This window comes from Amycolatopsis sp. NBC_00348 (assembly GCF_036114655.1).
Taxonomy (GTDB): Bacteria; Actinomycetota; Actinomycetes; order Mycobacteriales; family Pseudonocardiaceae; genus Amycolatopsis.
Window position 1 is genome coordinate 10191740 of sequence record NZ_CP107994.1, and the last position, 25999, is coordinate 10217738.

A 25999-nucleotide genomic window follows, 5' to 3' on the forward strand; every position below is an offset into this window, starting at 1 on the left:
GCGCTCCTGCGCGTTAAACTCCGGCTCGACTGGCGCACAACGACGTGCTGAGACCGTCTGTCGACACAGAGCGTCCTGGAAATGACCAGATAGTGGGAGCCGCATCGTGAGCAAGCCCAGCAAACCCGTCGTCCTCATCGCGGAGAAGCTCGCCCCCTCCGTGCTGAGTGTGTTCGGTGACGAGGTGGAGGTCCGGCACGTCGACGGCACGGACCGATCCGCGCTGCTGGAGGCGGTGAAGAGCGCCGACGCGCTCCTGGTCCGGTCCGCGACCAAGGTCGACGCCGAGGTCTTCGCCGCCACGTCCCAGCTCAAGGTCGTCGCCCGGGCCGGGGTCGGCCTGGACAACGTCGAGGTGCCCGCCGCCACCGAGCGCGGTGTCCTCGTCGTGAACGCCCCGACGTCCAACATCGTCTCCGCCGCCGAGCACGCCGTGGCGCTGCTGCTGGCCGTCGCGCGCCGCATCCCGGCCGCCGACCAGAGCCTGCGCGGCGGCGAGTGGAAGCGCAGCTCGTTCTCCGGTGTCGAGCTGCAGGGCAAGATCGTCGGCGTGGTCGGCCTCGGCAAGATCGGCCAGCTGTTCGCGCAGCGCCTCGCCGCGTTCGACGCCAAGCTCATCGCGTACGACCCCTACGTCTCGGCCGCCCGCGCCGCGCAGCTGGGCATCGAGCTCGTCACCCTCGACGAGCTGCTGACCCGCGCCGACGCGATCTCCATCCACCTGCCGAAGACCCCGGAGACCAAGGGCCTCATCGACGCCGCCGCGCTGAAGAAGACCAAGCCGGGCGTCATCATCGTGAACGCCGCCCGCGGCGGGCTGATCGTCGAGCAGGACCTGGCCGACGCGCTGCGCTCGGGCCACGTCGGCGGCGCCGGCGTCGACGTCTTCGTCACCGAGCCGACCACGTCCAGCCCGCTGTTCGAGCTGGAGAACGTCGTCGTCACCCCGCACCTGGGCGCGTCCACGGCCGAGGCGCAGGACCGCGCGGGCACCGACGTCGCGAAGTCGACGCTGCTGGCCCTGCGCGGCGACTTCGTGCCGGACGCGGTGAACGTCTCCGGCGGCGGCACGGTCGGCGAGCACGTCCGCCCGTACCTGTCGCTGGTGCAGAAGCTGGGCACGCTGCTCACCGCGCTCAACCCGAAGGCGCCGACGTCGGTCGAGGTCGTCGTCAAGGGCGAGCTGTCCAACGAAGACACCGGCGTGCTGCAGCTGGCCGCGCTGCGCGGGGTGTTCACCGGCGTGGTCGAGGACCAGGTCACGTTCGTCAACGCGCCGCAGCTGGCCGAGAAGCTCGGCGTCCAGGTGCAGCTGACCACGGAGTCGGAGAGCCCCAAGTTCCGCAACCTGGTCACCCTGCGCGCGGTGCACGCCGACGGCGCGACGCTGACGGTGTCCGGCTCGGTCACCGGCAAGGACGAGGCCGAGAAGCTCGTCGAGGTCAACGGCCGTGGGTTCGACCTGCGCGCCGAGGGCACCGTGCTGCTGGTCGAGTACCCGGACCGCCCGGGCGTGATGGGCCGCGTCGGCACGCTGCTCGGCGAAGCCGGCATCAACATCGAGGCCGCGCAGATCAGCCAGACCACCGACGGCTCCGACGCCGTGATGCTGCTGCGCGTCGACCGCCACATCGACGCGCACCTGCTGGAGCCGATCGGCGCCGCGGTGGGCGCGCACACGATCCGCGCCGTCGACTTCAGCTGACGTCTCCGGGCCTGAAGGCCCCCTCGCCGCATTCGGCGAGGGGGCCTTCAGGCGTTTCCGGGCCCTCGGTTCGCGTTCAGCCACTCGGCGCGGTTCCAGCTCACGGACGAAGCGCCGACCGGTGCGAAGAGGATGTCCGGATCGTTGCTCTGCACCAGGACGACGAGCGGACGGCCGAACAGCATCGCGACCCGTGAGTGGCTCGCCAGGAGGTCCAGCACGATCTGGGCCGACCGCGGACTGCGCGCGGCGTACGCGTCGTAGCCGGTGAACACGATCGCGAGCCCGGCCGAGTCCGGCGACCACCCGTAGTCGCGGGCGATGACGTCACGCAGGCAGTCGTTGAGCGCGTCGAGGTTCTGCCCGTAGTAATCCGGGAAGTCGAGCGCCGCGGCGACGGCGGTGTGCATGTCGTGATCGGCCGTCCACTCGTGCGCGCTCAGCCGGGTGACCTGGTAGCCGTGCTCCGCCAGCCAATCCGTCGTCTCGGTCAGCAGCCGCGGCCGCCAGAACAGTGTCACCGGACCGTTGCGCAGCAGACTGAACGCGAGGTCGTTCCGGGGCTCGTAGCGGTGCATGGCTGACGAGAGTATCGGCAATCACATTCACATAACGGACTTCTTTGCCTACCTAAGTAGGTGTTTTGGGGCATTAGGTTCTCCCCGCGAGGTTGAACCACGCGTCGTCGAGGGCACGGCGCGGTTGCCGTGCTTCACCGTCGGGGGTGCCAGGAGCGGCAGGCAGGTTCGGGTCCAGACCTCGAGTAAGGGGCCCACTCATGAGCAGATCCCGCTTACCCGCGCGCGCCACGACGGCGGCCTTCGCCGTCGTGCTGGCCGCCGCGCTCGGGGCGCCCGTCGCGAGCGCGGCCGACGCTCCGCTCGCCGACGGCGTCTCGCCGGCGAAGATCGACGACGCCAAGCTGCAGGGCAAGGTCGAGCCGCGCCTGGCCGCCGCGCAGGGCCGCGTCACCGCGTTCGTCGAGCTGGCCAAGAAGCCCGCCGTCGACGCGTTCACCGCCGCGCAGCCCCAGGGCAAGGAGTCCGCCAAGCGGGCGGCCCGCGCGGCCAAGGACGACACCGCCGCCGCCGTGAGCTCCGTGCTCGGCCAGCTGCGCACCGCCGGCGCCCAGCCCCAGACCGTCACCCAGACGGCCAACGCCGTCCCCGGCGTCGTCGTCACCGCCGACGCCGCGAAGCTGCGTGACGTCGCGAAGCGCGCCGACGTCATTTCGGTGCGGACCGTCGTGCCGAAGACCCGGACCAACGCCAGCGCCGAGCAGCTGACCAACACGCTCGCCGCGTGGCAGCAGACCGGCAAGTTCGGCGACGGCGTCCGCGTCGGCGTCATCGACGACGGCATCGACTACACCCACGCCGACTTCGGCGGCCCCGGCACGCCGGCGGCCTACAAGAGCGTCGACAGCACCAAGCCGACCCCGCTGTTCCCGAGCGCCAAGGTCGTCGGCGGCACCGACCTCGTCGGCAACGACTACGACGCCGCGACGCCCGGCAAGACCACCCCGGCGCCGGACCCGAACCCGCTGGCCTGCGGTGAGCACGGCACGCACGTCGCCGGCACCATCGGCGGCTTCGGCGTCACCGCCGACGGCAAGACCTTCAAGGGCGACTACAAGAAGCTCGACGCCAAGAAGGTCGACGCGATGCAGATCGGCCCGGGCACGGCGCCGAAGTCGCTCCTCTACGCCATCAAGGTGTTCGGCTGCGCGGGCTCGACGAACGTCACCTCGCAGGCGCTCGACTGGGCGCTCGACCCGGACGGCGACGGCGACTTCACCGACCACCTCGACATCGTCAACCTGTCGCTGGGCTCCGACTTCGGCGCGCCGGACGACCCGGACTCGCTGTTCGTGCGCAAGCTCGCCGCGAACAACGTCCTCCCGGTGATCTCCGCGGGCAACGGCGGGGACATCAACGACATCGCCGGCTCGCCGGGCAACACGCCCGAGGCGCTGACCGTGGCCAGCACGCGGGACGCGGGCGTCCTGCGCGACGCCGCCGAGGTCACCGCGCCCGCCGTGGCCAAGGGCCAGAAGACCGGCCAGTACAGCCAGAGCTACGCCGGCTACGACACGCTCAACCTGACCGCTCCGGTCGTCGCGCTGTCCGCGGCGAACAACGCGGGCTGCGCGGCGTACTCCGCGGCGGACAAGGCGAAGGCGGCCGGCAAGTTCGTCTGGCTGGAGTGGGACGACAACGACTCGACCCGCGCGTGCGGTTCGGCCGTCCGGGCGAACAACGCCCAGGCCGCGGGAGCCAAGGGCGCGCTCCTGTCGTCCACTTTGGAGCACTTCAGCGCGGGCATCGCGGGCAACGCGGCGATCCCGATGTTCCAGTTCACCGGCTCCGCGACCGCGCCGCTGCGCGCGTCGCTGACCGCGGGCACGCTGCAGGTGCGCCTCTACGGCACCGGTCGCGCGTCGATCCAGACGTACGACAAGAAGATCGTCGACACCCCGAGCTCGTTCACCTCGCGCGGTACTCGCGGCCCGGCGCTCAAGCCGGACGTGGCCGCCCCCGGTGACACGATCACCTCGGCGTTCCGCGGCAGCGGCAACGGCCGGACCGTGCTGTCCGGCACGTCGATGGCGGCCCCGCACACCACGGGCATCACGGCGCTGGTCCGCCAGTCCCACCCGGACTGGTCGGTCGAGGAGGTCAAGGCCTCGGTCATCGACACCGCCGGCCACGACGTCACCGACGGCGCCGGCCACACCTTCGCGCCGCAGCGCGTCGGCAGCGGCCGGATCGACGCCAAGGCGGCGCTGGACAACCAGGTGCTCGCCTACGTCCAGGACGACCCGGGCGCGGTCAGCGTCAGCTTCGGGACGGTCGAAGCCGGTGGCCCGGTGACGTTGTCGAAGACGATCAAGCTGGTCAACAAGGGCATCACGGCGGCCGAGTACTCGGTGGCCTACCAGGCGGTCGACGCACTGCCTGGCGTCGAGTACACAGTGGACACGCCGACGGTGAAGCTCTCGCCGCGCGGCACCGCCAAAGTCAAGGTGACGCTGAAGATCACCGACCCGAAGGCCCTGCGCAAGGTCATGGACCCGACCATGCAGGCCGTCCAGGCCGGGCTCGCCCGCCAGTTCGTCGCGGACGCCTCCGGCCGCGTCGCCTTCACCCCGAAGAGCGGGGCCAAGGTGCCGCTGCGGGTCTCGGTCTACGCGGCGCCGAAGCCGGTCTCGGCGATCTCGACCCCGGCGTCGGTCAAGTTCGCCCCCGACGCCACCCAGGCCGTGCTGAACCTGAGCGGCAAGGGCGTCGACCAGGGCACCGGCGCGCAGCGCTACCGCTCGCTGATCAGCGTGCTCGAGCTGCAGGCGGAGTCCCCGCAGCTGCCCGAGTGCGACGCGGACGTGGTCACCGACTGCACGGTGAACCGGACCGCCAAGGGCGGCGACCTCCGCTACATCGGCGCGGCTTCCACCGCTCCGCTGGCGAAGGCGCAGGGTGAGCCGGAGAACGCGATCCTCGCGTTCGGCCTGTCCACCTGGAGCGACTGGGCGAACATCGGCAGCAACACGTCGCCGTTCGTCGACATCGACACCACCGGGGACGGCGCGCCGGACTTCGAGACCTACGTGACCAAGGCGACGGCGACCGACGTCCTGATCGCGGTCACGGTCGCGCTGACCCCGGGCTTCCCGACCGTCGACATCCAGGCCGTCAACGGGCAGCTCGGCGACGTCGACACCAACGTGTTCGACACCAACGTGATCACGTTGCCGGTTTCGCTGGCCGCGCTGGGCATCGACGCGACCGCCGACACCCACCGCATCTCCTACACGGTGGGCGTCAGCGGCTTCTACGTCGCTCCGGGCACGACGAACGGGCTGATCGACTACGTCGGCACGCCGCTGTCGTTCGACGCGCTCGCGCCGGGCTACGCGGTCCAGGGCGGCGGCGACGCCGCGCTGGGCTACGTCGCCAAGCCGGGCACGGCGCTGGTCGTCACCCGGAACGCGGCGTCGGCCGCGGCCGACAACGCGCTCGGGCTGCTCGCCATCGAGCACCACAACGCCGCGGGGAACCGGGCGAACGTGGTCAAGGTGGACGCGGCCCAGGGTGCCCGGCCGGGGAATGACCGTCAGCCGATCGGGGCGGGCCGCCACTAGGGGGCCGGAAGATCGATCTGTGCAGGTTCAGGGGCGTCTCCGGCGGGTATCCGCCGGGGGCGCCCCACTGTTATTCACCCAATCGGGTGTCTCACCCTGCGGGAGGATGCGGCATAAGGGTGGTGCGGCTACGGCCATTTGTCTACGGCCGGTAACCTTCCGGCTGCTGGCGTTTTGTTGCGGTGGGCCATCGGTGCGTCCGGTGGCCTGGTCGACGGAGGTGTGTGGATGCGGCTCGCGGTGATCCCAGGAGACGGGATCGGGCCCGAGGTGGTCGCCGAGGCGTTGAAGGTGCTCGGTGAAGTGGCACCTACGGCGGAGATCACGAACTACGACCTCGGCGCCGCGCGATGGCACGCGACCGGTGAGCTGCTCCCGGAGTCGGTGCTGGGTGAGCTTCGCCAGCACGATGCCATGCTGCTGGGCGCGGTCGGCGATCCGACGGTGCCGAGCGGGATCCTGGAGCGCGGCCTGCTGCTGCGCTTGCGGTTCGAAATGGACCACCACGTCAACCTGCGCCCGGCGCGGCTGTACCCGGGTGTCCGGGGACCGCTGGCCGACGCCGGCGACGTCGACATGGTCGTCGTGCGCGAAGGCACCGAAGGCCCGTACGCGGGCACCGGTGGCCTGATCCGCAAGGACACCGAGCACGAGATCGCGACCGAGGTCAGCATCAACACGGCGTTCGGCGTCCGGCGGGTGGTCGCGGACGCGTTCAACCGCGCCGAGGCCCGGCCGCGCAAGCACCTGACGCTCGTGCACAAGACCAACGTGCTCTCGTTCGCCGGGTCGCTGTGGTCGCGGATCGTCGAAGAGGTCTCGCTGGAGCACCCGGAGGTGACGGTCGCCTACTCGCACGTGGACGCGGCGACGATCCACCTGGTGACCGACCCGTCCCGGTTCGACGTCATCGTGACGGACAACCTGTTCGGCGACATCATCACGGACCTCGCGGCCGCGGTGACGGGCGGAATCGGCCTCGCGGCGAGCGGCAACCTGGACATGACCCGCCGCAACCCGAGCATGTTCGAGCCGGTCCACGGTTCGGCGCCGGACATCGCGGGCCAGGGCCTGGCCGACCCGACGGCCGCGGTGCTGTCGGTGGCACTGCTGCTGGACCACCTGGGCCAGAAGGAAGCCGCGCGCCGCATCGAGGCGTCGGTGGCGTTCGATCTGGCGACCCGGGACCAGGCGTCGCCGGGTGCGACGACGGCGGTCGGTGACCGGCTGGCGGCGCTGGTGTCGTCGAACGTGCGCACCGGCTGAGACTTGCCTGCTGCTTGACGGAGAGCCCCGCACCGCGATTCGGTGCGGGGCTCTTTCGTGTGTCTGTGTGTGGCGGACGGCCTTTCGCGCGCTGGCGTCGCGAGTGGGCCGCTGGTGCCGGTTTGGTCGCGAACGGGCCACTCGTGCGTAGGTGGCGTCACGAACGGGCCGCTCGTGCGCAGGTGGCGTCGCGAATGGGCCGCTCGCGTGCAGGGTTGGTGTCACGAACGACCCTTTCGCGCTTCGGCGTCGCGAGTGGACCGCTGGTGCAGCTTCGGTCGCGAACGGCCCGTTCGCGCGCAGGTGGTGCGAACGGGCCCTTTCGCGCGCTGGTGCCGCGTGTGGGCCGCCGGTGCGGGTCTGGTGACGAACGGGCCGCTCATGCTCGGCGGGTAGCGCGAGTGACCCGTTGGTGCGGCTTTGGTCGCGAGTGGGCCGCTTGTGCCCGGCTGGTTGCGCGAGTGGGCCGTTCCTGCTGTGTGTGGCCGCGCGAGTGGCCCGTCGGTGCGGGTTCGGTCGCGAACGGACCGTTCGCGCCGTGCTTAGTGGTGCGAACGGGTCGCCCGCGCGCAGGTGTCGTTGCGAACGGGCCGCTCGTGCGCAGGCAGCGCCGGGAACGGTCCGCTGGTGCAGGTCTCGCGGCGACCGTCCCGTTCGTGACGCCGGTGTGGCCGCGCGAGTGGCCCGTTGGCGCGGTTTTGGTCGTGAGCGGGCCACTCGTGCGGTGCTCGTGCCGGGCATGACGCCAGCCGGTCGCGGGTTGTCTACAGCACCGCCGTGATGTGAACAACCCGGCCGCGGAACGGTCTTCCAGGCGGTTCTGTCCGTGGGCGCCGATAAACTGGATGCGGGGCCGGCCCCCTAGGGCGCGGCGGGGGATGTCTGCGCGCGGCGTTCCCGGATGGTGGGAGCTTGGCCCAGGTTGTGGACTTCCGTCGAAAGCCTGTGGCATGATGCGGCTGTGACCAGCTTCGCGATCATTATCATCGAGCGCGCCGGACGATAGCTCCACAAGAGCTCCCGGCGCGCAACCTCTCGCACCCCTGCGGGAGGTTTTTTTGTTGCCTGAAACCGCTCGGAACCGCCCGAGACGGCCCGAAACCGCCGCCATCGCATCGAGGAGACAGACCGTGACCCGCAAGGAGCCCGCCGATACCCCCCTCGGCGATGCCTTCCACCTCTACGACACGACCCTGCGCGACGGTGCGCAGCGTGAGGGCATCTCCTACTCCGTCCAGGACAAGCTGGCCGTCGCGCGGCTGCTGGACGAACTGGGCGTCGGGTTCATCGAAGGCGGCTGGCCGGGCGCGCTGCCCAAGGACACGGAATTCTTCGCCCGGGCCGCGAAAGGCGAGCTGCAGCTGAAGCACGCCGCGCTCGTCGCGTTCGGCTCGACCCGCAAGGCCGGCACCACCGCCGACGCCGATCCGCAGGTCCAGGCCCTTCTCGACAGTGAGGCCCCGGTCATCACGCTCGTCGCGAAATCCGATCTGCGGCACATCGAACGCGCCCTGCGGGTCGACGTCGACGAGGCCTGCGCCATGGTGCGCGACACCGTCGGGCTCCTCACGAAAGAAGGCCGGCGGGTCTTCCTCGACGCCGAACACTTCTTCGACGGCTACGCGCATTCCCCCGAAACCTCGCTGAGGATCCTCGACGCCGCGGGAAACGCGGGCGCCGACGTCCTCGTGCTCTGCGACACCAACGGCGGGCAGCTGCCGCTGGGGCTCGCGGAAACCGTCCGGGAGGTCAAGGACAAGACCGGGTTCCGGCTCGGGATCCATTGTCAGGACGACACTTCCTGCGCCGTGGCGAACTCCGTCGCCGCGGTGCAGGCCGGCGTGACGCACGTCCAGTGCACCGCCAACGGTTACGGGGAGCGGGCCGGCAACGCCGACCTCTTCGCCGTGACGGGAAACCTGGTGACCAAGCTCGGCATGGACGTCCTCCCGACCGGAGGCGCCGCCGAACTCACCCGGGTCTCCCATGCCCTTGCCGAAATCGCCAACCTCGCCCCCTACTCCCACCAGGCTTACGTAGGGGCGTCGGCTTTCGCTCACAAGGCGGGACTGCACGCGAGCGCGATCAAGGTGGATCCGTTGTTGTACAACCACATCGATCCGTCTTCCGTCGGCAATGACATGCGGGTACTGGTCACCGAGATGGCCGGCAGGGCCAGCCTCGAGCTCAAGGGACGTGAGCTCGGGGTCGACCTTGCCGGCCGGCCCGAAGCGCTGACGAGCGCGCTCCGGAAGGTCAAGCGCCTCGAAGCCGAGGGCTGGTCCTTCGAAGCCGCCGACGCCTCCCTCGGACTCCTGCTGCGCGAGGAGGCCGACGTCCCGGTCGAGGCGCCGTTCGAGCTCGAGTCCTACCGCGTGGTGCTCGACCACCGCGCCGACGCCGAGGTCGTCTCCGAGGCGACGGTCAAGGTGCACGTCGGCGGCCAGCGCGTCATCGCCACCGCCGAGGGCATCGGCCCGGTCCACGCCCTCGACGCCGCGCTGCGCAAGGCCCTGAGCCCGCACCTGTCCTGGTTGGACAGTGTGGACCTGGCCGACTACAAGGTCCGGATCCTGCAGGGCCACCCCGGCACCGACGCCGTGACGCGCGTGCTGGTCGAGAGCACCGACGGCGAGCGCGAGTGGACCACGGTCGGGGTGCACGGGAACATCGTCGAGGCCAGCTGGCTGGCCCTGTGCGACGCGCTCGTCCACAAGAGCACCACCGTGGCCTGAGGCCGTGACATCCGAGCCCCCGGCCCGGGCCGGGGGCTCCGCCACCCGGAACCCCCGAAGGCCGTGGGAGGCGCGCACGTAGACTGGCCGCGTGCGCCTAGCCCGTATTGCTCATCCCGGTGGTGTCGCGTTCGCTTCGGTCGAAGGGGACGGTGACGACGCCCAGGTCCTGGAGATCGCCGAGCACCCGTTCGGCCAGCCCAACTTCACCGGCAAGCGGTGGCCGCTGGCCGACGTCCGGCTGCTCGCGCCGATCCTGCCGTCCAAGGTGATCGCCGTCGGCCGCAACTACGCCAAGCACGCGGCCGAGCTCGGCAACGAGGTACCCACCTCGCCGATGCTGTTCATCAAGCCGTCGACCTCGGTCATCGGCCCGAACGCGGCCATCCGCCGCCCGTCCGGCGTCGGCCGCGTCGACTTCGAGGGCGAGCTGGCCATCGTGATCGGCCAGCCGGTGAAGAACGTGCCGGCCGCGCGCGCCGCGAGCGCCATCCTCGGCTACACCGTGGCCAACGACGTCAGCGCCCGCGACCTGCAGAAGTCCGACGGCCAGTGGGGCCGCGCCAAGGGCTACGACTCGTTCTGCCCGCTCGGGCCGTGGATCGAGACGTCCCTCGACGCGTCCGACCTGGCGCTGCGCTCGGAGGTCGACGGCGAGCTGAAGCAGGACGGCCGCACCTCCGACCTGGTGCACAAGATCCCCGAGCTGGTCGAGTTCATCTCCGGCGTGATGACGCTGCTGCCCGGTGACGTCATCCTCACCGGCACCCCGGAGGGCGTCGGCCCGATCGAGGGCGGCCAGATCGTCTCGATCACCATCGACGGCATCGGCACCCTGACCAACCCGGTCGAGAGCATCTGACCGAAGTCCGTGAAGGCCTCCTTACCGGCGCTAAGAGCCGGGAAGGAGGCCTTCACGGCTCTCCGGCGCGCTACCGCTGCACCGGCTCCATCGGGCGGCGGGCGTAGGCCGGGGCGTGCTCCGGCCGCAGGCCCAGGCCCAGCAGCCGGGCCGGGACGTACGACAGCCGCGGGAACCGGGCGAACAGCTTGATCATCCCGGCCGGCGGGCCGTTGCGTTTGCCCGCCATGACCTGCCGGACCACGGTCCCGTGCAGCAGCCGCTGCAGCCCCTGCACCAGCAGCGTCGGCAGCAGCCGCCGGCCACGCACCTTCGCCAGGTCGGCCTCGCGCGGCCGGCCGCGCCGCAGCGGCTCGGCCAGCAGCGTCGCCGCCGCGACCGCGTCCTGCACCGCCAGGTTGATGCCGACGCCGCCGACCGGCGACATCGCGTGGGCCGCGTCGCCGATGCAGAGCAGCCCGTCGACGTGCCACTTCTTCAGCAGGTTCATCCGCACGTCGAGGAACTTGACGTCGTCCATCGTCGTCAGCTCGGGCACCCGGTCGGCGAACCCGGGCAGGATCTGCGTGACGTTCTCCCGGAACGCCTCGATGCCCTGCTTACGCAGGTCGTCGCCCTTCGGGCCGAGGTAGGCGATCTGGAAGTAGCCCGGCCGGGGGAGCGGGATGGCGAAGCGGCGGTCCCGCATTTGCGGCAGGAGCATGCCGTCGACGTCGTCGGTGCCGCGGGAGAGCCGGAACCACCAGACATCGAACGGGCAGTCGTACTCGCGCGGTACGAGCCCGGCTTCACGGCGGGCAAGCGACCACCGGCCGTCGGCGGCGATCACCAGGTCGGCGCGGATTTCCCCGGTCTCCCCGGCCACCGTGCGGTAGGTGACGCCGGCGACGCGGCCCTGCTCGCGGACCAGCCCGGTGCACTCGGTCTCCATCCGCTGGACGAACGTCGGCTCCTTGCGCGCGCTCTCGGCCAGCAGGTCGAGGAAGTCCCACTGCGGCACCATCGCGACGTAGGGGTGTGCCACCTTCAGCCGGGTGAAGTCGGCCAGCTTCATCAGCTCGCCGTTCTCCTGAGGGAACCCCGCCGAGCGCATCTCGCTGTGGGGCAGCGCGTCGAACTTTTCGCCCAGCCCCAGCTCGTCGAGCAGGGTCAGGGTCGACGGGTGGACCGTGTCGCCGCGGAAGTCCCGCAGGAAGTCGGCGTGCTTCTCCAGCACCGTCACCTCGACGCCGGCCCGGGCCAGCAGCAGTCCCGTGACCATCCCGGCCGGCCCGCCGCCCACGACGACGCACCCCGCGCGCTCGGTCATCTCCACCATCTCCCCGTCTATTTCATCGTCTGTTGAATAAAGCGAGGATGCACCCGCCCCGGTCCGTGCGTCAAGCGATGTGGCGACGGATACGCTGATCGGGCTATGAGTGAGACATCGGTGGTTCGCGCGCGTTTCTGTCCTTCGCCGACCGGCGCCCCGCACGTCGGGATGATCCGCACGGCGCTGTTCAACTGGGCCTTCGCCCGGCACCACCAGGGCAGCCTGGTGTTCCGGATCGAAGACACCGACGCGGCGCGCGACTCGCAGGAGTCCTACGAGCAGCTGCTCGAAGCGCTGCGCTGGATGGGCCTCGACTGGGACGAGGGCCCCGAGGTCGGCGGCGAGTACGGGCCGTACCGCCAGAGCGAGCGGCGCGCGACCTACGCCGACGTCGCCGCGAAGCTCCTCGAGGCGGGGGAGCTCTACGAGGCGTTCTCGACCAACGAAGAGGTCGAGGAGCGGCGCAAGGCGGCCGGCCTGGACCCGAAGCTGGGTTACGACAACTTCGACCGCGACCTCACCGACGAGCAGCGAGCCGCCTACCGCGCCGAGGGCCGCGCGCCGGTGCTGCGGCTGCGCATGCCGGACACCGACCTCGGCTGGACCGACCTGGTCCGCGGCGACATCACCTTCCCGGCGAACACGATCCCGGACCCGGTGCTGGTGCGCGCGAACGGCGACCCGCTCTACACGCTGACCAACCCGGTCGACGACGCGCTGATGAAGATCACGCACGTGCTGCGCGGTGAGGACCTGCTGCCCTCGACCCCGCGGCAGATCGCGCTGTACTCGGCGCTGGAGCGCGTCGGCGTGGCGGAATTCACGCCGCGGTTCGGCCATTTGCCGTACGTGATGGGCGAGGGCAACAAGAAACTGTCCAAACGCGACCCTTCGTCGAATCTCTTCAACCTCCGCGACCGCGGTTTCATCCGCGAGGGGCTGCTGAACTACCTGGCCCTGCTCGGCTGGTCCATCGCGGACGACCGCGACGTGTTCTCCCCCGAGGAGCTGATCGCCGCCTTCGACGTCACGAAGGTCAGCGCCAACCCGGCGCGCTTCGACGTCAAGAAGGCCGAAGCCATCAACGGCCAGCACGTCCGGGCCTTGCCGGCGGCCGAGTTCGTGAGCCGGGTGACGCCTTATCTCGTCACGGCGGGCGTCCTGCCGGACTCGCCCAGCGACGAGCAGGTCGCGCGGCTGAACGCGATCGCGCCGCTCGTCCAGGAGCGCGTGACGCTTCTCGCGGACGCGTCTCCGATGGTGCGCTTCCTGTTCGCGGACGAGGAGACCTTCGCGCCGGAGGAGGACGCCGCGGCGAAGAACCTCGGCGAGCCCGCGCGGCCGGTGCTCGAAGCCGCGCTGTCGGCGCTCGAAGCGCTGCCGTCGTGGGAGACCGCGGCCATCGAGCAGGCGCTGAAGGACGCGCTTGTGGACGGTCTGGGTCTCAAGCCCCGCAAGGCTTTCGCGCCCGTCCGGGTCGCCATCACGGGCCGGACCGTTTCCCCGCCGCTGTACGAATCGATGGAGCTGCTCGGCCGCGACGTCTCATTGGGACGCCTGCGCCGCGCAATGGTCGGATAACCGAAAGAAGACGGTTCGCCAACTGGGAGTAGAGCGACCACGCCGGAACAGGCGAGCGGCAATCACCTCTTTGGCAGCGTCGCGAACGCTGCCGTTGCCCTAGCCTCACTGGGTGGATTTCGCTTTGGCACCCCGGACCCCGTCGCGAACCGCCCCCGCCGAGGCGGCGCCCGAGCCCTGGGCGCCGCCGGCGCTCCGGCTGGTGTGCCTGGACATCGACGACACCCTCATCGACTGCACCGCCGCGATCCGCCGCAGCCTCCACATCCTCACCGGCCGGGGTGATCTCTGGCCGTTGTGGGACCTGATCACCGAAGAGCACGTCGCGCTCGTCGTCGCGGGGGAGATCGACTACGCGACCATGCACCAGCGCCGCACGGACTGTTTCCTGGCGGAGCTCGGCATCCTCGCCGACGACGAGCAGGTGCGGTCGTTCGAACGCCGCCGCCGCGAGCTGCTCGACACGTCGTGGCAGCTGTTCGACGACGTCCTCGAGTGCCTGGAGTGGCTGCGCGCCGCCGGTCTCGTCCTGGCCGCCGTGACGAACGCCTCAGGTGTCCACCAGCGCAAGAAAATCGCCGATCTCGGCCTGGCGCCGTTCTTCGATCACGTAGCCATCGCCGGCGAGCTGGGGGTGGCGAAACCCGATCCGGTGATGTTCCACACGGTCTGCCTCGGCCTGGGCTGCGCACCCGCCCAGGCCGTGCACGTCGGGGACAAACTCGACACGGACGCGATCGGCGCCCGCGACGCCGGCCTCGGCGCGGTCTGGCTGGACCGCGACGGCATCGGCGAGCGCGCCCCCGAGGGCGTCCACACGGTAGCCGGCCTCGCCGAGCTGCCTGAGCTGCTGGTTTCGGAGTACGCGACGATCGGCGTCCCCGCTCAGCGCCGCAGTGACACCCCCGCGTTCACCGTCCGGAACGGCGTGCTCTAGTATTTCTTCTCGTGCGGTGCTGAGCCAGACCGGTAGTTCAAGTCGGCAAAGTACCTCACTGGGGTATGGTGTAATTGGCAGCACGACTGGTTCTGGTCCAGTTAGTCTAGGTTCGAGTCCTGGTACCCCAGCTGCGGAGAGTGACCCCCCTGCAGAGCGAGAAATCGCCTCTGGTAAGTTCTCTCCAGCAAGAAAAACAGAAAAGCCCCTGGAAGACCAGGGAAGTTCCTAAGCCCCCGTCGTCTAGCGGCCTAGGACGCCGGCCTCTCACGCCGGTAGCGTGGGTTCGAATCCCATCGGGGGTACAACAGCTACCACGCAAGCCTCGTTGACCATTGGTCAACGAGGCTTTTTGCGTGGTGGGCATCATCGCGTCGGAGATCTTCCGCGGCTTGTGCTGTTTCCGGAAGCCGATCGACAGGCGCCTCCAGCCGTTGTGGCTCTGTCGAAGTCCCTGTGTGAACGGACCTTCGGGATCGCCTTCGTGTCGCGGGGGTCTTCTCGTGGCGTGCCCGCTTTGTGGGTCGCTCACGCCTGGTGACGCGGCTTGGGGCTCCTGACACCACTGGTGTCAGGAGCCCCAAGCCGATCCTTTCGGTGGGTCAGGCGAGCGTTTCCAGGTGCATGGACCGATCGGGCATTCCGGTGACCGCGATGGACAGCACCTTGCCGCCGCCGTCGGAGATGGTCGGGGCGGCCCAGCTGCCGTCGGCGTTGCGGATGTGGTCGAAGGCCTTGCCGCCGGTCAACGTCTCCAGGTGCATCGAGCCGTCGACCATGCCGGTGATCGCGATCTGCTGCACCGTGCCGCCGTTGTCGGAGACGGCCGTGCCGGTCCAGTTTCCGTTGGGCAGGCGGACGTTGTCGAAGACCCGGCCGCCGGTCAGGGTCTCCAGGTGCATGGACCCGTCGGGGAGGCCGGCCACGGCGATCTGCTGGACCCTGCCGCCGCCGTCGGAGATGGCCGCGCCGCTCCAGTTGCCGTCCGGCCCGAGCACGTTGTCCCAGACGACGCCACCGCTGAGCGTCTCCAAGTGCATCGAGCCGTCGGGCAACGCGGCGACCGCCATCTGCGAAACGGTGCCGCCGGTGTCGGACGCCGTCAGGGCGGTCCAGCTGCCGTCGGCCAGGCGGACGTGGTCGAAGACCTTCCCGCCCGTCAACGTCTCCACGTGCATCGAACCGTTGGGCATGCCGACCACGGCGATCTGCTGCACGGTGCCGCCGCCGTCGGAGATGGCCGCGCCGCTCCAGCTGCCGTCGGGCTTGCGTTCGTTGTCCCAGACGACACCGCCGCTGAGCGTCTCCAGGTGCATCGACCCGTTGGGCAGCGTGGCGACCGCCATCTGGGAGACGTGGCCGCTGCCGTCGGCGACACCCGGGCCGCTCCAGTTGCTGGTGCTGTCGAGGACGTTGTCGAACACCTTGCCGGTGGTCGGTCCGCCGCCGGACACGCCCGGCGGGCTGACGTAACCCGAGATGGGCCAGCTGTTGCCCCCGGAGACCGCGGTGATCGGGTTGATCGTCTCCTGGACGACGTGGTTCTGCGCCGCGCTGCTGCCGCCGTAGTCGCCGTTGACGGTGGTGATCGTGCCGTTCGAGTTGACCGAGTAGACGATGCCGACGTGCCCGCCGACGCCCGCGTTGGGCGCGCCGAACACGACCAGGTCGCCGGGGGCCGGGTTGCCCATGGTGCCGTTCGCCCGCGGCTTCCACACGCCGTTCTGCATGCCCCAGCCGCCGACGCTCGTGGCCACCCACAGGTTCGGGCTCGGGTTGACGCCGGCGCCTCGCCAGATCCAGCCGGCGAAAACCGCGCACCAGAAATCGGCGCAGGCCGACTTGCCTCCGGCGTCGGCGAATCCGCCGCAGCCCTGGCCCACCTTGGAGTGGGCGAGATCGGCGATCGCCTGGCGGGTGACCGCGGCCGTGGTCCGCGGTGCGGCTGCCGCGGGTGCCGTTGTGGTGGAAGCGTTTGCGGGCAGTCCTGCGGCGGACATCGCGACCGCGACACAGGCGATCACGACCAGCGCCGACCGTCTCGCCCGGCCCTTTGTGTTGGTGAACAACGTATTCTCCTCGTGTTCGTGACGCGGTTCGGTCAGACGAGCGTTTCGAGGTGCATGGACCGATCGGGCATTCCGGTGACGGCGATGAAGAAGACCTTGCCGCCGCCGTCGGAAATGCTCGGCGCGGCCCAGCTGCCGTCGGCGTTGCGGATGTGGTCGAAGACCTTGCCGCCGGTCAGGGTTTCCAGGTGCAGGGAGCCGTCGACCATGCCGGTGATCGCGATCTGCTGGACGGTGCCGCCGTTGTCGGACACGGCCGGGCCGGTCCAGTTCCCGTTGGGCAGGCGGACGTTGTCGAACACGCGGCCGCCGGTCAGCGTCTCGAGGTGCATCGAGCCGTCGGGCAGGCCGGCCACGGCGATCTGCTGCACGGTGCCGCCGCCGTCGGAGACGGCCGGGCCGCTCCAGCTGCCGTCGGGCCGCAGGACGTTGTCGAAGACCCGGCCGCCGTTGAGGGTCTCCAGGTGCATCGAGCCGTCGGGCAACGCGGCGATCGCGATCTGGGAGACCGAGCCGCCGCCGTCGGCGAGGGTTACGGCGTCCCAGCTGCCGTCGGCGCGGCGGACGTGGTCGAAGACCTTGCCGCCGGTCAACGTCTCCAGGTGCATGGACCCGTTGGGCAGGCCGGCGACGGCGATCTGCTGGACGGTGCCGCCGCCGTCGGAGATGGCCGCGCCGCTCCAGCTGCCGTCGGGATTGCGGACGTTGTCGAAGACCAGGCCACCGCTGAGGGTTTCCAGGTGCATGGAACCGTTGGGCAGTGCGGCGACCGCGATCTGCGAGACGCTGCCGCCGCCGTCGGAGACGCCCGCGCCGCTCCAGGCGCCGTTGCCGTCGAGGACGTTGTCGAACACCTTGCCGGTGCGGTGCGCGGGCGGCGTCGACCCGAGCCGGTCGATCGCCGCCTGCGCCACACTTTCGTGACTCAGGTAGGCGCCGGAGTTGTAGGTGGTCCAGGGCGCCCAGTTCGTCCCGCCGTTGGAGATGGACCAGGCGGCGCCGGCGTTGCACTGGGCGTCGAGCAGGCAGGACACGGCGATGCCGTGGACGCTGTTGATCTGCCACAGCCCGTAGTCCGTCGAACCGTTCGAGTTGTGGGCCTGGGCGCTGGGGTTGCAGCCGGATTCGGCGAGGGCCACGGACACCGCGACGAGCAGGTTGTGCCCGGAGAAGCCGGCGTTCACCGCCACCTGCGCGCAGAGATCCGCACCGACGGCGGCCGCGACCCTCGGCGATGCGGCGAGCGTCCCCTGTCCTTCCGTGTTCGGCGCGACCGGATCGGGGCCGGTCGACGCGGAGGCCACGCCGCCACTGGTGAGTGCCGCGGCGACCGCGGTCACGAGCACCACTTGCCGGGACCACGCGTATCTTCGTGCCCTGCGAACAGAATTCTTCACCAGAGTTCCTCATTTCGGTTTCTCGATGGCGGTGCCATCAGGGGATGTGGAGCTGCCGGCGAGGGTCGGCGGCAGCAGAAGGCGCCGCCGAGCGTCATTGCGGCTCGTCGGCCTTGGGCTGGTTGCAGCACTGTTTCGTATGCGGGAGAAGCGTTCCCGTGACTTCGCCGGCGATGACGTCCGGACCGGAAGGCGAGCGCTGGGCCCGCACCCTGGATCAGCCGGTCGGCTTGGTCGTGGTCCTGACCATAGCCGAGATTTATCCACATGGTCAATCCATAAGGATAAATCATTTGGTTAAGCGGGTGGGTACACTCCGGCCATGGGTAACCGAGAGGACTTGCTGGCCGGGGCCAAGCAGTGCCTGGTCGAACGCGGCTGGGCGCGGACCACCGTGCGGGACATCGCCGCGGCCGCCGGGGTCAACCACGCGGCCATCGGCTACCACTTCGGGTCCCGGGACGCGCTGCTCACTCAGGCGCTGGTGGAAGCGGTGGACGAACTCGGCGTCGAACTCGCCGACCGCGCCACGGCCGACACCCCGGAGCAGGGCTGGCAGGTCCTGATCGACACCTTCACCACCCACCGGGCGCTGTGGGTCGCCCAGGTCGAGGCCCTCGTGCAAGCCGAACGATCCCCCGAAGTCCGCGAACACCTTGCCCGCGGGCAGCAAAAGGGCCGGGGCGCACTCGGCGGCTCGGTGCCGCTCGCGCTGATGACCGGCCTCATGCTGCAGTGGCTGGTGGATCCCGAGCGCGCACCCTCCGGCGAGGACGTGGTCGCCGAACTCCGTTCTCTCAGCGCAAAACTCTGACCGCGCCGGAGCGGGGTGTCAGCGACGTTCGCGGAGCAGCCCGGTGTCGCCGAGGGCGATGCGGACGTCGCGGACGAAGCCGGTGGTGTCGTCGAGCCCGAATGCCGTGTACTGCAGGACAAAACCGTGCAGCACGGCCATGACCACGCGCGCTCCGCGGTCGGGGTCCAGTTCGGCCGGGACGCTGCCCGCCCGCTGGCCGTTGCGGAGGGCGTCCGCGATGCGTCCGCGCACGCCCTCGAAGCCCGCTTCGGCCTGCTGCCGCAACCCTTCGTGGCGTAGCAGCTCACCCCAGGCCTGGACGGCGCAGCGCAGGAGCTCGTCGACCGGGACGGCTTGGCCGGTCTCGTCGACGGCGATCTCGCCGCTCACCGGGTCGATCGCCGCCGCGACCAGGTCGGCGAGCGTCACGTCGCCGGCCGCGTCGACGAACTGCTCGACGGGATCGAACATCACCCGGAAGGCGTCGCCGGCGATCTCGAGGATGATCTCCTCCTTGCCGGCGAAGTAGCGGTACGGGGCGCCGACCGACACGCCCGCTTCGGCGGCGATGTCCGGCATCGACGTCTGGTGGAAGCCGTCGCGCGAGAAGCAGCGACGGGCCGCAGCCACGATCTGCGACCGGTTCGCGGCCCGGCGCTCGGCGGTGATGCGGGGCACGGCTCACCTCCTTCCGTGAATGACCATTCGCCTTGACGATAGCAGGGGGCGCGCGGCATCATCAAAATGAAAGGTCGTTCACGGAAGCGGCCCGCGAGGCGAAGGAGGACTTGTCATGACCGACCCGAAGCTCACCATGGGCGTCTACCGGTACGAGCACACCGAGCCGCTGTTCGACGGGCGCGTCGCGATCGACGCCACCCTGGAGACGTCGCCGCTGATCTCCGACGTCTTCCAGCGCATGGCCGAGGGCGACCTGGACGTCGCCGAGTACGGGCTGACCTACTTCCTGCGCTCGTTCGACCTGGCCGGCTCGCCGTTCCTGGCCCTGCCGATCTTCCCGAACCGCAACTTCCGGCACTCGGCCCTGTTCGTGAACGCCGACAGCGGGATCGAGCGGCCGGAAGACCTCGCGGGCAAGACGATCGGCGAGTTCGCGCTGTACGGCTCCGACCCGGGTGTCTGGGTGAAGGGCATCCTCGCCGACGAATACGGCGTGACGCCCGAGAAGATGAACTGGGTGATCGGCGGCACCGACCACCCGATCCCGTCGTTCGGCTGGATCCCGCAGCCCGTCCCGGACGGCGTCGACGTCCGCCACGCCGGCGACGAGGAGACCTTGGCCGCGCTGCTCGAAGCGGGCGAGATCGACGCGCTGCTCTCGGTCGACGTCCCGCAGAGCCTCCTCGACGGCTCCACGAAGAAGATCCGGCGGCTGTTCGTCGACTACGAAGCGGTCGAACGGGACTACTACCGCCGTACCGGCATCTTCCCGATGATGCACGTCGTCGCGATCCGCCGGGAACTGGCCGAGGTGCCCGGCCTGGCCGCGTCGATCTACCGGGCGTTCGGCCAGGCCAAGGAGATCGTGCAGGAGCAGTACCGGGCCAACGCCGCGAAGCAGCACATGGCCGTGATCACCCCCTGGTTCAGCGAGTTGTTCGCGGAGAACCGGGCGCTGCTGGGCGAGGACTGGTGGCCGTACGGCCTCGACGCCAACCGCAAGGCCGTCGACACCTTCCTGCGCTACCACCACGAGCAGGGGCTGTCCCGGCGGCGGCTCACGTCCGAGGACATCTTCGTCCCCGAACTCCTCGGCACGTGAAGGAGAGCTCGTGAAAATCATTGGCCTGGAAGAACACTTCGTGACCCGCGGCGTCGTCGACGCGTGGTGCGCGCTGGAACCCGAGTGGCAGGATCTGTCGCTGACGCCGTCCACACGGGGCGATTCCGCCCGCCGGCTGGCCGACTTCGGCGACGAACGGCTCGCCGCGATGGCGAAGGCGGGACTCGACGTCCAGGTGTTGTCGTTGAGCACCCCGGGCGTGCAGAACCTGATCCCGGCCGACGCCGTCGCCTTGCAGACCGCCACCAACGACACCCTCGCCGAGGCGATCCGCGCCCGTCCGGACCGCTTCCAGGGCTTGGCGACGTTGGCCACGCCGCGTCCGGCCGCGGCGGCCGCCGAGCTGGAACGCGCGGTGACCGAGCTGGGCCTCAACGGCGCGATGCTCTTCGGGCGTACCAGGGACCGCAACATGGACGAGCCCGAGTTCTGGCCGATCTACGAGGCGGCGGCCGCGCTCAAGGCGCCGTTGCACCTGCATCCGCAGTCACCGCCCGCTGCCGTGCGCGGTGCCTACTACAGCGGCTACGGCCCGCGTGTCGACGCCGCACTCGCCACGCACGGCATCGGGTGGCACTACGACAGCGGCGTGCAGGTCCTCCGCCTCATCCTGAGCGGGGTGTTCGACCGCTTCCCCGACCTGCAGGTGATCGTCGGCCACTGGGGCGAGATGGTGTTGTTCTACCTGGACCGCATCGATTCCCTGAACGAGCTGGCCGAGCTGCGTCGGCCGGTCTCCGATTACTTCCGTACCAACATCTTTCTGGCACCGAGCGGCATCCTCAGCCGCCGCTACCTGAGGTGGGCGACCGAGGTGGCCGGCGTTGACCGGATCCTGTTCTCGACGGACTACCCCTTCGTCGCCCCACCGCCGGGCGGGGCGCGTGCCTTTCTGGCAGAGGCGGGGCTGAGCGATGCGGACCGGCTGAAGATCGCCTCGGGCAACTGGGACCGGCTCTGCGCCTCCATCCGGCGTTGATCCGGTTTTGGTTGCGGTGTGGTCGAAATCGGCGTCGGCGTGCTCGACTCCGGTCGCCGGTCGCCGCGGTGGTGGTCAGGGCAGGCTGAACGATGCGAGTCCCAGCAGTGGGTGGCCCGGGACGGCGATCCGGACCGGGCCGCCGATGCGGGGTTCGCCCATCACCCGGAGGCGGCCCGTCTGTTCGATGTGGCGGGTCAAGACGTCATCGGCCGAGGTCAGCTTGAACGCCAGCTCAGTGCCGTCGGGTGTCCGGGCCAGCTGCCACGGCTTGGCCGCCGCAGGGCCGAGGACCTGGAGTTCCGTCCACGCTGCCGGGAGCCGGAAGCGGAAGCGCATCTAGTCGACCAGCGCGGTCACGGCACCGAGCCCGGCGATGACCGCCCAGGTGAGGAGCGACGTGCGCCACGGATCTTGCGGCAGCAGCGCGACCACCGCCAGCGCGACGGCGACAACCGCGGCGACGCCGGCGACCCACCGGGCGGTCTGGACTCGGGCACTCGCGGCCTTCACGAGGACAGCGTCCTGGTCCGGCGGAACAGCCGGTGTCCCCGGATCGTCGGGTACCGGGCCGGGCTCGGGTTGTGAGCTTTCCGCCGCATCGCCCACAGCGCGAAGGCAAGCCCGGCCCCGCTCATGGCCCAGCCGTAACCGGCGAGCCTGGTGTCTCCGGTGAACCAGACCACCGTGGACACACCGATCCCGGCTACCGACCAGACCAAAATCCTGCTGATCTTCGTGCTCCCCACCGCGCCGAGAGTACTCGGCGAGCGGGCCTTCACACTGCGGAACTGGTCCCTGCCCGGACGTCTCGCCTGCCGGGCACGCACCGACGTCGCTACTGCGTGCCATGCTTGGACCATGGCCGGCCATCGAGACGACCTTCCCGTGTTGACCATCGATGGTGCCTGCTTTCTCGACTTCGACGGGTTCACCCGCGAGTTCTCACGGCTGCTCTGTGGCTACACGTGGCGAGGAAATCTGGACGCCTTCGACGACATCCTCGGTGGCGGCTTCGGGACACCCGACAACGGCTGGGTTTTGAGGTGGCTCAACTCGGGGAGATCTCGGTCCGCGCTCGGCTACGAGGCGACGGTCCGGAGGCGAGAGCAGCTTCTCCTCACCTGCCACCCGTCGAACCGTCCGACCATTCAAGCCGAGGTTGTCGACGCCAAGCGTGGCGAAGGCCCGACGCTGTTCGATGAGATCGTCGGGATCATTCGCGAACACGGACCCGATGGGGACGGGACCGGAGACGGCATCCGTCTGGAGTTGCTCTGACCAAACAGGGCGGCGAGGGGCGACACTCGCTCATTGGCAGGGGTGGAGGCCTGGGACCGCTCGACCCAGCGGCATGGGCGTTTACCTGGAAATCGTCGCACGGCAGTGATCGGCCGTCTTCAGTGCCAGCCGAGCTCGGCCAGCTGTTCGCCGGCTTTGCCCCGGGGCCAGAGAGCCACCTTGTCCAACCGGCCCGATGCGGTGTGGAATTCGAGGCCGCGGCCGCCCACCACAGGCCGGTCACTTCGGCGGGCGATCCGGATCGGTTCAACGCCGTAGACGCGCGGCTCGGCCTGGCCTCGGCTGACCAGCAGGCCGGCCGACGGCCACGTCACGTGGCGGTGGTTCACCCAGGCTTCGCCCATGCGGGACGAGGTCGTAGTCCTCGTCCCGCAGCGCAGCGAACTGGCTTGCGTGGACCGGGTCCGGCGGTGGGACCCGACCGAAACCTTCGAACTGCTCCGGCCACCGGAACCTGATGTCCATGGCCGCGACACTGCTGCGCCGGGACGGCGCGCAGAGGGAAGAGACGTCACAGCCAACGAGACAGCCACCACAACGACAACGACCACCACTCTTCGAGTCGTGCCCGGGTTCTCTCCATCTTCACGCCGTGATGCCACAGGAACAGCAGGACGGTGGCGCCCGCACCGAGCAGAGTCAGCAAGCTGCCGGCCACGATCGGCCCGGTGTGCTTGTCCCCGGCGTCCAATTCCGCGCGCTGTTCGTCCGGCCACACCCGGATCTGCACCTGTCGGCCCAGAACGACAGCATGCCGCCCTCGGTGGTTCTCGACGGTCTGCCACCTCGTCACCCCGTCGGTTCCGGTGTACTCGACGTCCGCGGTCGGGGGCTCCCGGACCCCGACCGAGACGACCCGCCCCGGGAAGAGCCCCGCCGACCGGTTCACGTCCGCGGCCATGGAAACGCCGGTCCACACCACCGCGAGCCCGCCGATCAGCACGACCAGGGGAAGCCACAACAGGGCCGCTTCGGGCAGCCAGGACTTCGACGACGTCATGCCTCCAGCACGCTACGAAGGCCGCCGTGGTTGCCCGGTGGCCCGGAAACGCTTGCGCCGACGTCTTTGCCGACGACAGCCTTCCTTGCGGCTACTCCTTGAGCGCGCCCGTAAGTGAGACCGATGCGGCGGAGCTGCGGCTGACCGCCGGCTTAGCTCACGCGCGGCCACCAGGCTCCGAAGGCGTCCGCTCTTCGGCGTGTGAGTGCGTTTCAGCCAGACGCTGGGTCCTCCGCGGCGAGGAGTCGCGCCGACCAGCTGCTGACCGCGCCCCGCGCCGGCTTCCGGGGCGTCGTTGCCCCACGAATCCGAAGACCCCGGCCGAGTCGAGGCTGGGGCGTTACACGGCCGGGTCAGTCGGTGGTGCGGAGTTCGGTGTTGCGGCGCTGGGCTTCGTGCAGCTGGTCTTCGAGGTTGACGATGCGGCACGCGGCGTCCACGGCGGTGCCCTGGTCGACCAGTTCCCGGACTCGGGCGGCCAGTCTCAGCTGGTGGCGGGAGTAGCGGCGGTGGCCGCCGGTGGAGCGTTGGGGGGTTATCAAGCCCGCTTCGCCCAAGCTGCGTAGGAAACCTTGGGTGGCGCCCAGGATGTCGGCGGCTCGGCCCATGGTGTAGGCGGGGTAGTGCTCGTCGTCGAACTTGTCGGCCCCGCTGGGCGTGGCCGGTCCTTCTTGGTCAGGAATCACTCTGCCTCCACGTCACAAAGGACCCCGGGTGCCACTGCGGCACCCGGGGTCCTCAAGGGTTGGGTTTCACCATTGTCAACCGACGCGAACGACGGCTTCCTGCACCCGCGTCCGGCGTGAAGCCGGGTTGTGCGGGGATCGCTTACTCGTGACCGAGCACCACCTCCGAACTCGATGGGACTGCGGCACCCGCGCGGCACTACCCGGCCGCTGCGGGCGATCCAATGATGGTTCCGTTCCCTTCTCTCCTGGGATTTCTTCTTGCTGGGTACTGCACCATCACTTACCGCGAACGCCACTGCCGGGACCCTTTCCCTGATCGGTCCCAGCACGCTGACGCCGCTGGTCACTGCCCGGAGCCCCGTCACCGATCGGCTCCGGCCACCTGACCGGTCCTGCACCTGCACTAACCACTACTACTGCTGATCTTCGCGGGAACACGTCACCCGCACGGGCACCAGCCGGAACCTGTTCCTTGATCGGCTCCGTCCTGCCTGACCGTCTTGTCTCACCTCGCGGGTAGTTACGTTCTCTCCCGCGCCTGCTTGACGTTGTCTTTCTCGGTATGAGCAGAACACTACACACGCCCGCTCGGGAATGTCTACCCCGGCTGGCACAGATTTTCTGGAGTCAATCGAACGAGTGATGGCCGGGCCCGCCCCGGGCCTCAGACCAGGGACGCCGACAGGCCGCCGTCCAGGACGTAGTGGCTTCCGGTGATCCAGGTGGCCCGGTCGGAGGCCAGGAAGGCGGCCACCTCCGCGATGTCCTGCGGGGTGCCCAGGCGGCCCTGCTTCGCCGCCACCAGGTCGCCGAAGGGGACCTGGGTCGCCGCCTCGAAGTCGGGGACCAGGCGCTCCACCATGGCCGTGTCCGCGAAGCCCGGGCAGACGGCGTTGACGCGGATGCCCGCCGGGCGCATCTCGACCGCCGCCACGCGCGTCAGCTGGATGACCGCGGCCTTCGTCGCGCAGTAGGAACCCAGCAGGGGGCTGCCGCCGATGCCGGCGATCGACGAGATGTTGACGATGTTGCCCTTGGACTCCACCAGGTGCGGGGTCGCCGCCTTCATCGCCACGAACGTGCCGCGCACGTTGACCGCGAAGATCTTGTCGAAGCTCTCCGTGGACTGCTGCAGCAGCGGCGACGACACCTCGATCCCGGCGTTGTTGACCAGGACGTCCAGGCCGCCGAGGAGGTCGACCGCCTGCTGGATCGCCGCCTGGACCTGGGCTTCGTCGGTGACGTCGCAGTTGGCGACGCCGGCCGCGCCGATCTCCTCGGCCGCCTGCTTGGCCGAGTCGGCGTTGAGGTCGCTGACCACGACCTTGGCGCCGCGTTCGATGAACAGCGTCGCGATGGCCTTGCCGATCCCGGCGCCGGACCCGGTGACGAAGACGCGCTTTCCCTCAAGCTCGGACATTCTC

The 25999-nt window shown here is 69.9% G+C and carries 23 protein-coding genes and 2 tRNA genes; 13 read left to right on the forward strand and 12 right to left on the reverse strand.

Annotation, left to right across the window (positions count from 1 at the left end):
• Positions 1-106: 106 nt before the first annotated feature.
• The gene (serA, locus tag OHS58_RS46130) at positions 107-1705 is read left to right on the forward strand and encodes a phosphoglycerate dehydrogenase (RefSeq protein ID WP_326946888.1); all 1599 of its coding nucleotides are present in this window, start codon (positions 107-109) and stop codon (positions 1703-1705) included.
• A gap of 47 nt (positions 1706-1752) precedes the next feature.
• Here the strand turns inward: serA and OHS58_RS46135 are convergent, their stop codons facing one another.
• On the reverse strand, positions 1753-2283 hold the full coding sequence (locus OHS58_RS46135; protein WP_326946889.1) for a barstar family protein: 531 nt from the start codon (positions 2281-2283) through the stop codon (positions 1753-1755).
• A gap of 200 nt (positions 2284-2483) precedes the next feature.
• On the opposite strand from OHS58_RS46135, the gene OHS58_RS46140 reads away from it, so the two are divergent.
• The 4 genes from OHS58_RS46140 to OHS58_RS46155 all read left to right on the forward strand — a co-directional run bounded on the left by OHS58_RS46140 (position 2484) and on the right by OHS58_RS46155 (position 10709).
• Entirely contained in the window at positions 2484-5846 is a 3363-nt protein-coding gene (locus OHS58_RS46140; RefSeq protein WP_328646476.1) for a S8 family peptidase, read from the forward strand.
• Between the two features lie 228 nt (positions 5847-6074).
• On the forward strand, positions 6075-7112 hold the full coding sequence (locus tag OHS58_RS46145; RefSeq protein WP_247061922.1) for a 3-isopropylmalate dehydrogenase: 1038 nt from the start codon (positions 6075-6077) through the stop codon (positions 7110-7112).
• A gap of 1130 nt (positions 7113-8242) precedes the next feature.
• Positions 8243-9847: a citramalate synthase gene (gene cimA, locus OHS58_RS46150; RefSeq protein ID WP_328646477.1), complete on the forward strand. Its 1605-nt coding sequence runs from the start codon at positions 8243-8245 to the stop codon at positions 9845-9847.
• Between the two features lie 91 nt (positions 9848-9938).
• A complete protein-coding gene (locus tag OHS58_RS46155; protein WP_326946892.1) occupies positions 9939-10709 on the forward strand; it encodes a fumarylacetoacetate hydrolase family protein in 771 nt (256 codons plus the stop codon).
• Between the two features lie 70 nt (positions 10710-10779).
• Here OHS58_RS46155 and OHS58_RS46160 read toward each other — a convergent pair whose 3' ends face one another.
• Positions 10780-12018 carry an FAD-dependent oxidoreductase gene (locus OHS58_RS46160; RefSeq protein ID WP_328646478.1) on the reverse strand — a complete coding sequence of 413 codons (1239 nt, stop codon included), beginning with the start codon at positions 12016-12018 and terminating at the stop codon, positions 10780-10782.
• Positions 12019-12123: 105 nt separating this feature from the next.
• Between OHS58_RS46160 and gltX the strand changes: the two genes are divergently transcribed.
• The 4 genes from gltX (at position 12124) to OHS58_RS46180 (ending at position 14844) form a co-directional block, all read left to right on the forward strand.
• Complete coding sequence (gene gltX, locus OHS58_RS46165; protein ID WP_326955431.1) at positions 12124-13602, forward strand: glutamate--tRNA ligase; 1479 nt, start codon at positions 12124-12126, stop codon at positions 13600-13602.
• A gap of 202 nt (positions 13603-13804) precedes the next feature.
• Entirely contained in the window at positions 13805-14539 is a 735-nt protein-coding gene (locus OHS58_RS46170; protein ID WP_247064033.1) for an HAD family hydrolase, read from the forward strand.
• A 59-nt stretch (positions 14540-14598) separates the two neighbouring features.
• Positions 14599-14670: transfer RNA gene (locus tag OHS58_RS46175), tRNA-Gln, on the forward strand.
• A gap of 101 nt (positions 14671-14771) precedes the next feature.
• Positions 14772-14844, forward strand: a tRNA-Glu gene (locus OHS58_RS46180).
• A 297-nt stretch (positions 14845-15141) separates the two neighbouring features.
• Here OHS58_RS46180 and OHS58_RS46185 read toward each other — a convergent pair.
• Positions 15142-16608: a CHAP domain-containing protein gene (locus OHS58_RS46185; RefSeq protein ID WP_328646479.1), complete on the reverse strand. Its 1467-nt coding sequence runs from the start codon at positions 16606-16608 to the stop codon at positions 15142-15144.
• Positions 16609-16640: 32 nt separating this feature from the next.
• Positions 16641-17957: a hypothetical protein gene (locus tag OHS58_RS46190; RefSeq protein ID WP_328646480.1), complete on the reverse strand. Its 1317-nt coding sequence runs from the start codon at positions 17955-17957 to the stop codon at positions 16641-16643.
• Between the two features lie 370 nt (positions 17958-18327).
• On the opposite strand from OHS58_RS46190, the gene OHS58_RS46195 reads away from it, so the two are divergent.
• The gene (locus OHS58_RS46195) at positions 18328-18819 is read left to right on the forward strand and encodes a TetR/AcrR family transcriptional regulator (protein WP_326955428.1); all 492 of its coding nucleotides are present in this window, start codon (positions 18328-18330) and stop codon (positions 18817-18819) included.
• An 18-nt stretch (positions 18820-18837) separates the two neighbouring features.
• Here the strand turns inward: OHS58_RS46195 and OHS58_RS46200 are convergent, their stop codons facing one another.
• Positions 18838-19479 (reverse strand): TetR/AcrR family transcriptional regulator, encoded by a 642-nt coding sequence (locus tag OHS58_RS46200; protein WP_328646481.1) that lies wholly within the window; start codon positions 19477-19479, stop codon positions 18838-18840.
• Positions 19480-19594: 115 nt separating this feature from the next.
• On the opposite strand from OHS58_RS46200, the gene OHS58_RS46205 reads away from it, so the two are divergent.
• Together OHS58_RS46205 and OHS58_RS46210 are read left to right on the forward strand one after the other, a co-directional pair.
• Positions 19595-20584, forward strand: coding sequence for a PhnD/SsuA/transferrin family substrate-binding protein (locus tag OHS58_RS46205; RefSeq protein WP_328646482.1), 990 nt, complete (start codon positions 19595-19597; stop codon positions 20582-20584).
• A gap of 10 nt (positions 20585-20594) precedes the next feature.
• On the forward strand, positions 20595-21584 hold the full coding sequence (locus OHS58_RS46210) for an amidohydrolase family protein (protein ID WP_328646483.1): 990 nt from the start codon (positions 20595-20597) through the stop codon (positions 21582-21584).
• A gap of 75 nt (positions 21585-21659) precedes the next feature.
• Here OHS58_RS46210 and OHS58_RS46215 read toward each other — a convergent pair whose 3' ends face one another.
• The 3 genes from OHS58_RS46215 to OHS58_RS46225 are packed head-to-tail and all read right to left on the reverse strand — an operon-like array spanning position 21660 to position 22279.
• The gene (locus tag OHS58_RS46215; RefSeq protein WP_328646484.1) at positions 21660-21923 is read right to left on the reverse strand and encodes a hypothetical protein; all 264 of its coding nucleotides are present in this window, start codon (positions 21921-21923) and stop codon (positions 21660-21662) included.
• Positions 21924-22097 carry a hypothetical protein gene (locus tag OHS58_RS46220; RefSeq protein WP_328646485.1) on the reverse strand — a complete coding sequence of 58 codons (174 nt, stop codon included), beginning with the start codon at positions 22095-22097 and terminating at the stop codon, positions 21924-21926.
• Positions 22094-22279, reverse strand: coding sequence for a hypothetical protein (locus OHS58_RS46225; protein ID WP_328646486.1), 186 nt, complete (start codon positions 22277-22279; stop codon positions 22094-22096). Before OHS58_RS46225 ends, OHS58_RS46220 begins: the two co-directional genes overlap by 4 nt.
• Between OHS58_RS46225 and OHS58_RS46230 the strand changes: the two genes are divergently transcribed.
• Positions 22257-22865 carry a hypothetical protein gene (locus OHS58_RS46230; RefSeq protein WP_328646487.1) on the forward strand — a complete coding sequence of 203 codons (609 nt, stop codon included), beginning with the start codon at positions 22257-22259 and terminating at the stop codon, positions 22863-22865. The two genes, OHS58_RS46225 and OHS58_RS46230, sit on opposite strands and share 23 nt — an antisense overlap.
• A 119-nt stretch (positions 22866-22984) precedes the next feature.
• Here OHS58_RS46230 and OHS58_RS46235 read toward each other — a convergent pair whose 3' ends face one another.
• The 4 genes from OHS58_RS46235 to OHS58_RS46250 form a co-directional block, all read right to left on the reverse strand.
• A complete protein-coding gene (locus OHS58_RS46235) occupies positions 22985-23230 on the reverse strand; it encodes a hypothetical protein (RefSeq protein ID WP_328646488.1) in 246 nt (81 codons plus the stop codon).
• A gap of 167 nt (positions 23231-23397) precedes the next feature.
• Positions 23398-23886, reverse strand: coding sequence for a hypothetical protein (locus OHS58_RS46240; RefSeq protein ID WP_326946931.1), 489 nt, complete (start codon positions 23884-23886; stop codon positions 23398-23400).
• 353 nt (positions 23887-24239) lie between these two features.
• Positions 24240-24572, reverse strand: a complete 333-nt coding sequence (locus OHS58_RS46245; RefSeq protein WP_326946932.1) for a MerR family transcriptional regulator — start codon at positions 24570-24572, stop codon at positions 24240-24242.
• A 667-nt stretch (positions 24573-25239) separates the two neighbouring features.
• Positions 25240-25995 carry an SDR family NAD(P)-dependent oxidoreductase gene (locus tag OHS58_RS46250; RefSeq protein ID WP_247062000.1) on the reverse strand — a complete coding sequence of 252 codons (756 nt, stop codon included), beginning with the start codon at positions 25993-25995 and terminating at the stop codon, positions 25240-25242.
• Between the last annotated feature and the right edge of the window lie 4 nt (positions 25996-25999).

Coding starts and splice junctions, on each gene's coding strand:
- OHS58_RS46160 (WP_328646478.1), bottom strand. CDS start 12,018: ATGACCGAGCGCGCGGGGTGCGTCGTCGTGGGCGGCGGGCCGGCCGGG.
- OHS58_RS46240 (WP_326946931.1), bottom strand. CDS start 23,886: ATGACGTCGTCGAAGTCCTGGCTGCCCGAAGCGGCCCTGTTGTGGCTT.
- OHS58_RS46215 (WP_328646484.1), bottom strand. CDS start 21,923: ATGCGCTTCCGCTTCCGGCTCCCGGCAGCGTGGACGGAACTCCAGGTC.
- OHS58_RS46235 (WP_328646488.1), bottom strand. CDS start 23,230: ATGGGCGAAGCCTGGGTGAACCACCGCCACGTGACGTGGCCGTCGGCC.
- OHS58_RS46250 (WP_247062000.1), bottom strand. CDS start 25,995: ATGTCCGAGCTTGAGGGAAAGCGCGTCTTCGTCACCGGGTCCGGCGCC.
- gltX (WP_326955431.1), top strand. CDS start 12,124: ATGAGTGAGACATCGGTGGTTCGCGCGCGTTTCTGTCCTTCGCCGACC.
- OHS58_RS46135 (WP_326946889.1), bottom strand. CDS start 2,283: ATGCACCGCTACGAGCCCCGGAACGACCTCGCGTTCAGTCTGCTGCGC.
- OHS58_RS46145 (WP_247061922.1), top strand. CDS start 6,075: ATGCGGCTCGCGGTGATCCCAGGAGACGGGATCGGGCCCGAGGTGGTC.
- OHS58_RS46195 (WP_326955428.1), top strand. CDS start 18,328: ATGGGTAACCGAGAGGACTTGCTGGCCGGGGCCAAGCAGTGCCTGGTC.
- OHS58_RS46140 (WP_328646476.1), top strand. CDS start 2,484: ATGAGCAGATCCCGCTTACCCGCGCGCGCCACGACGGCGGCCTTCGCC.
- OHS58_RS46205 (WP_328646482.1), top strand. CDS start 19,595: ATGACCGACCCGAAGCTCACCATGGGCGTCTACCGGTACGAGCACACC.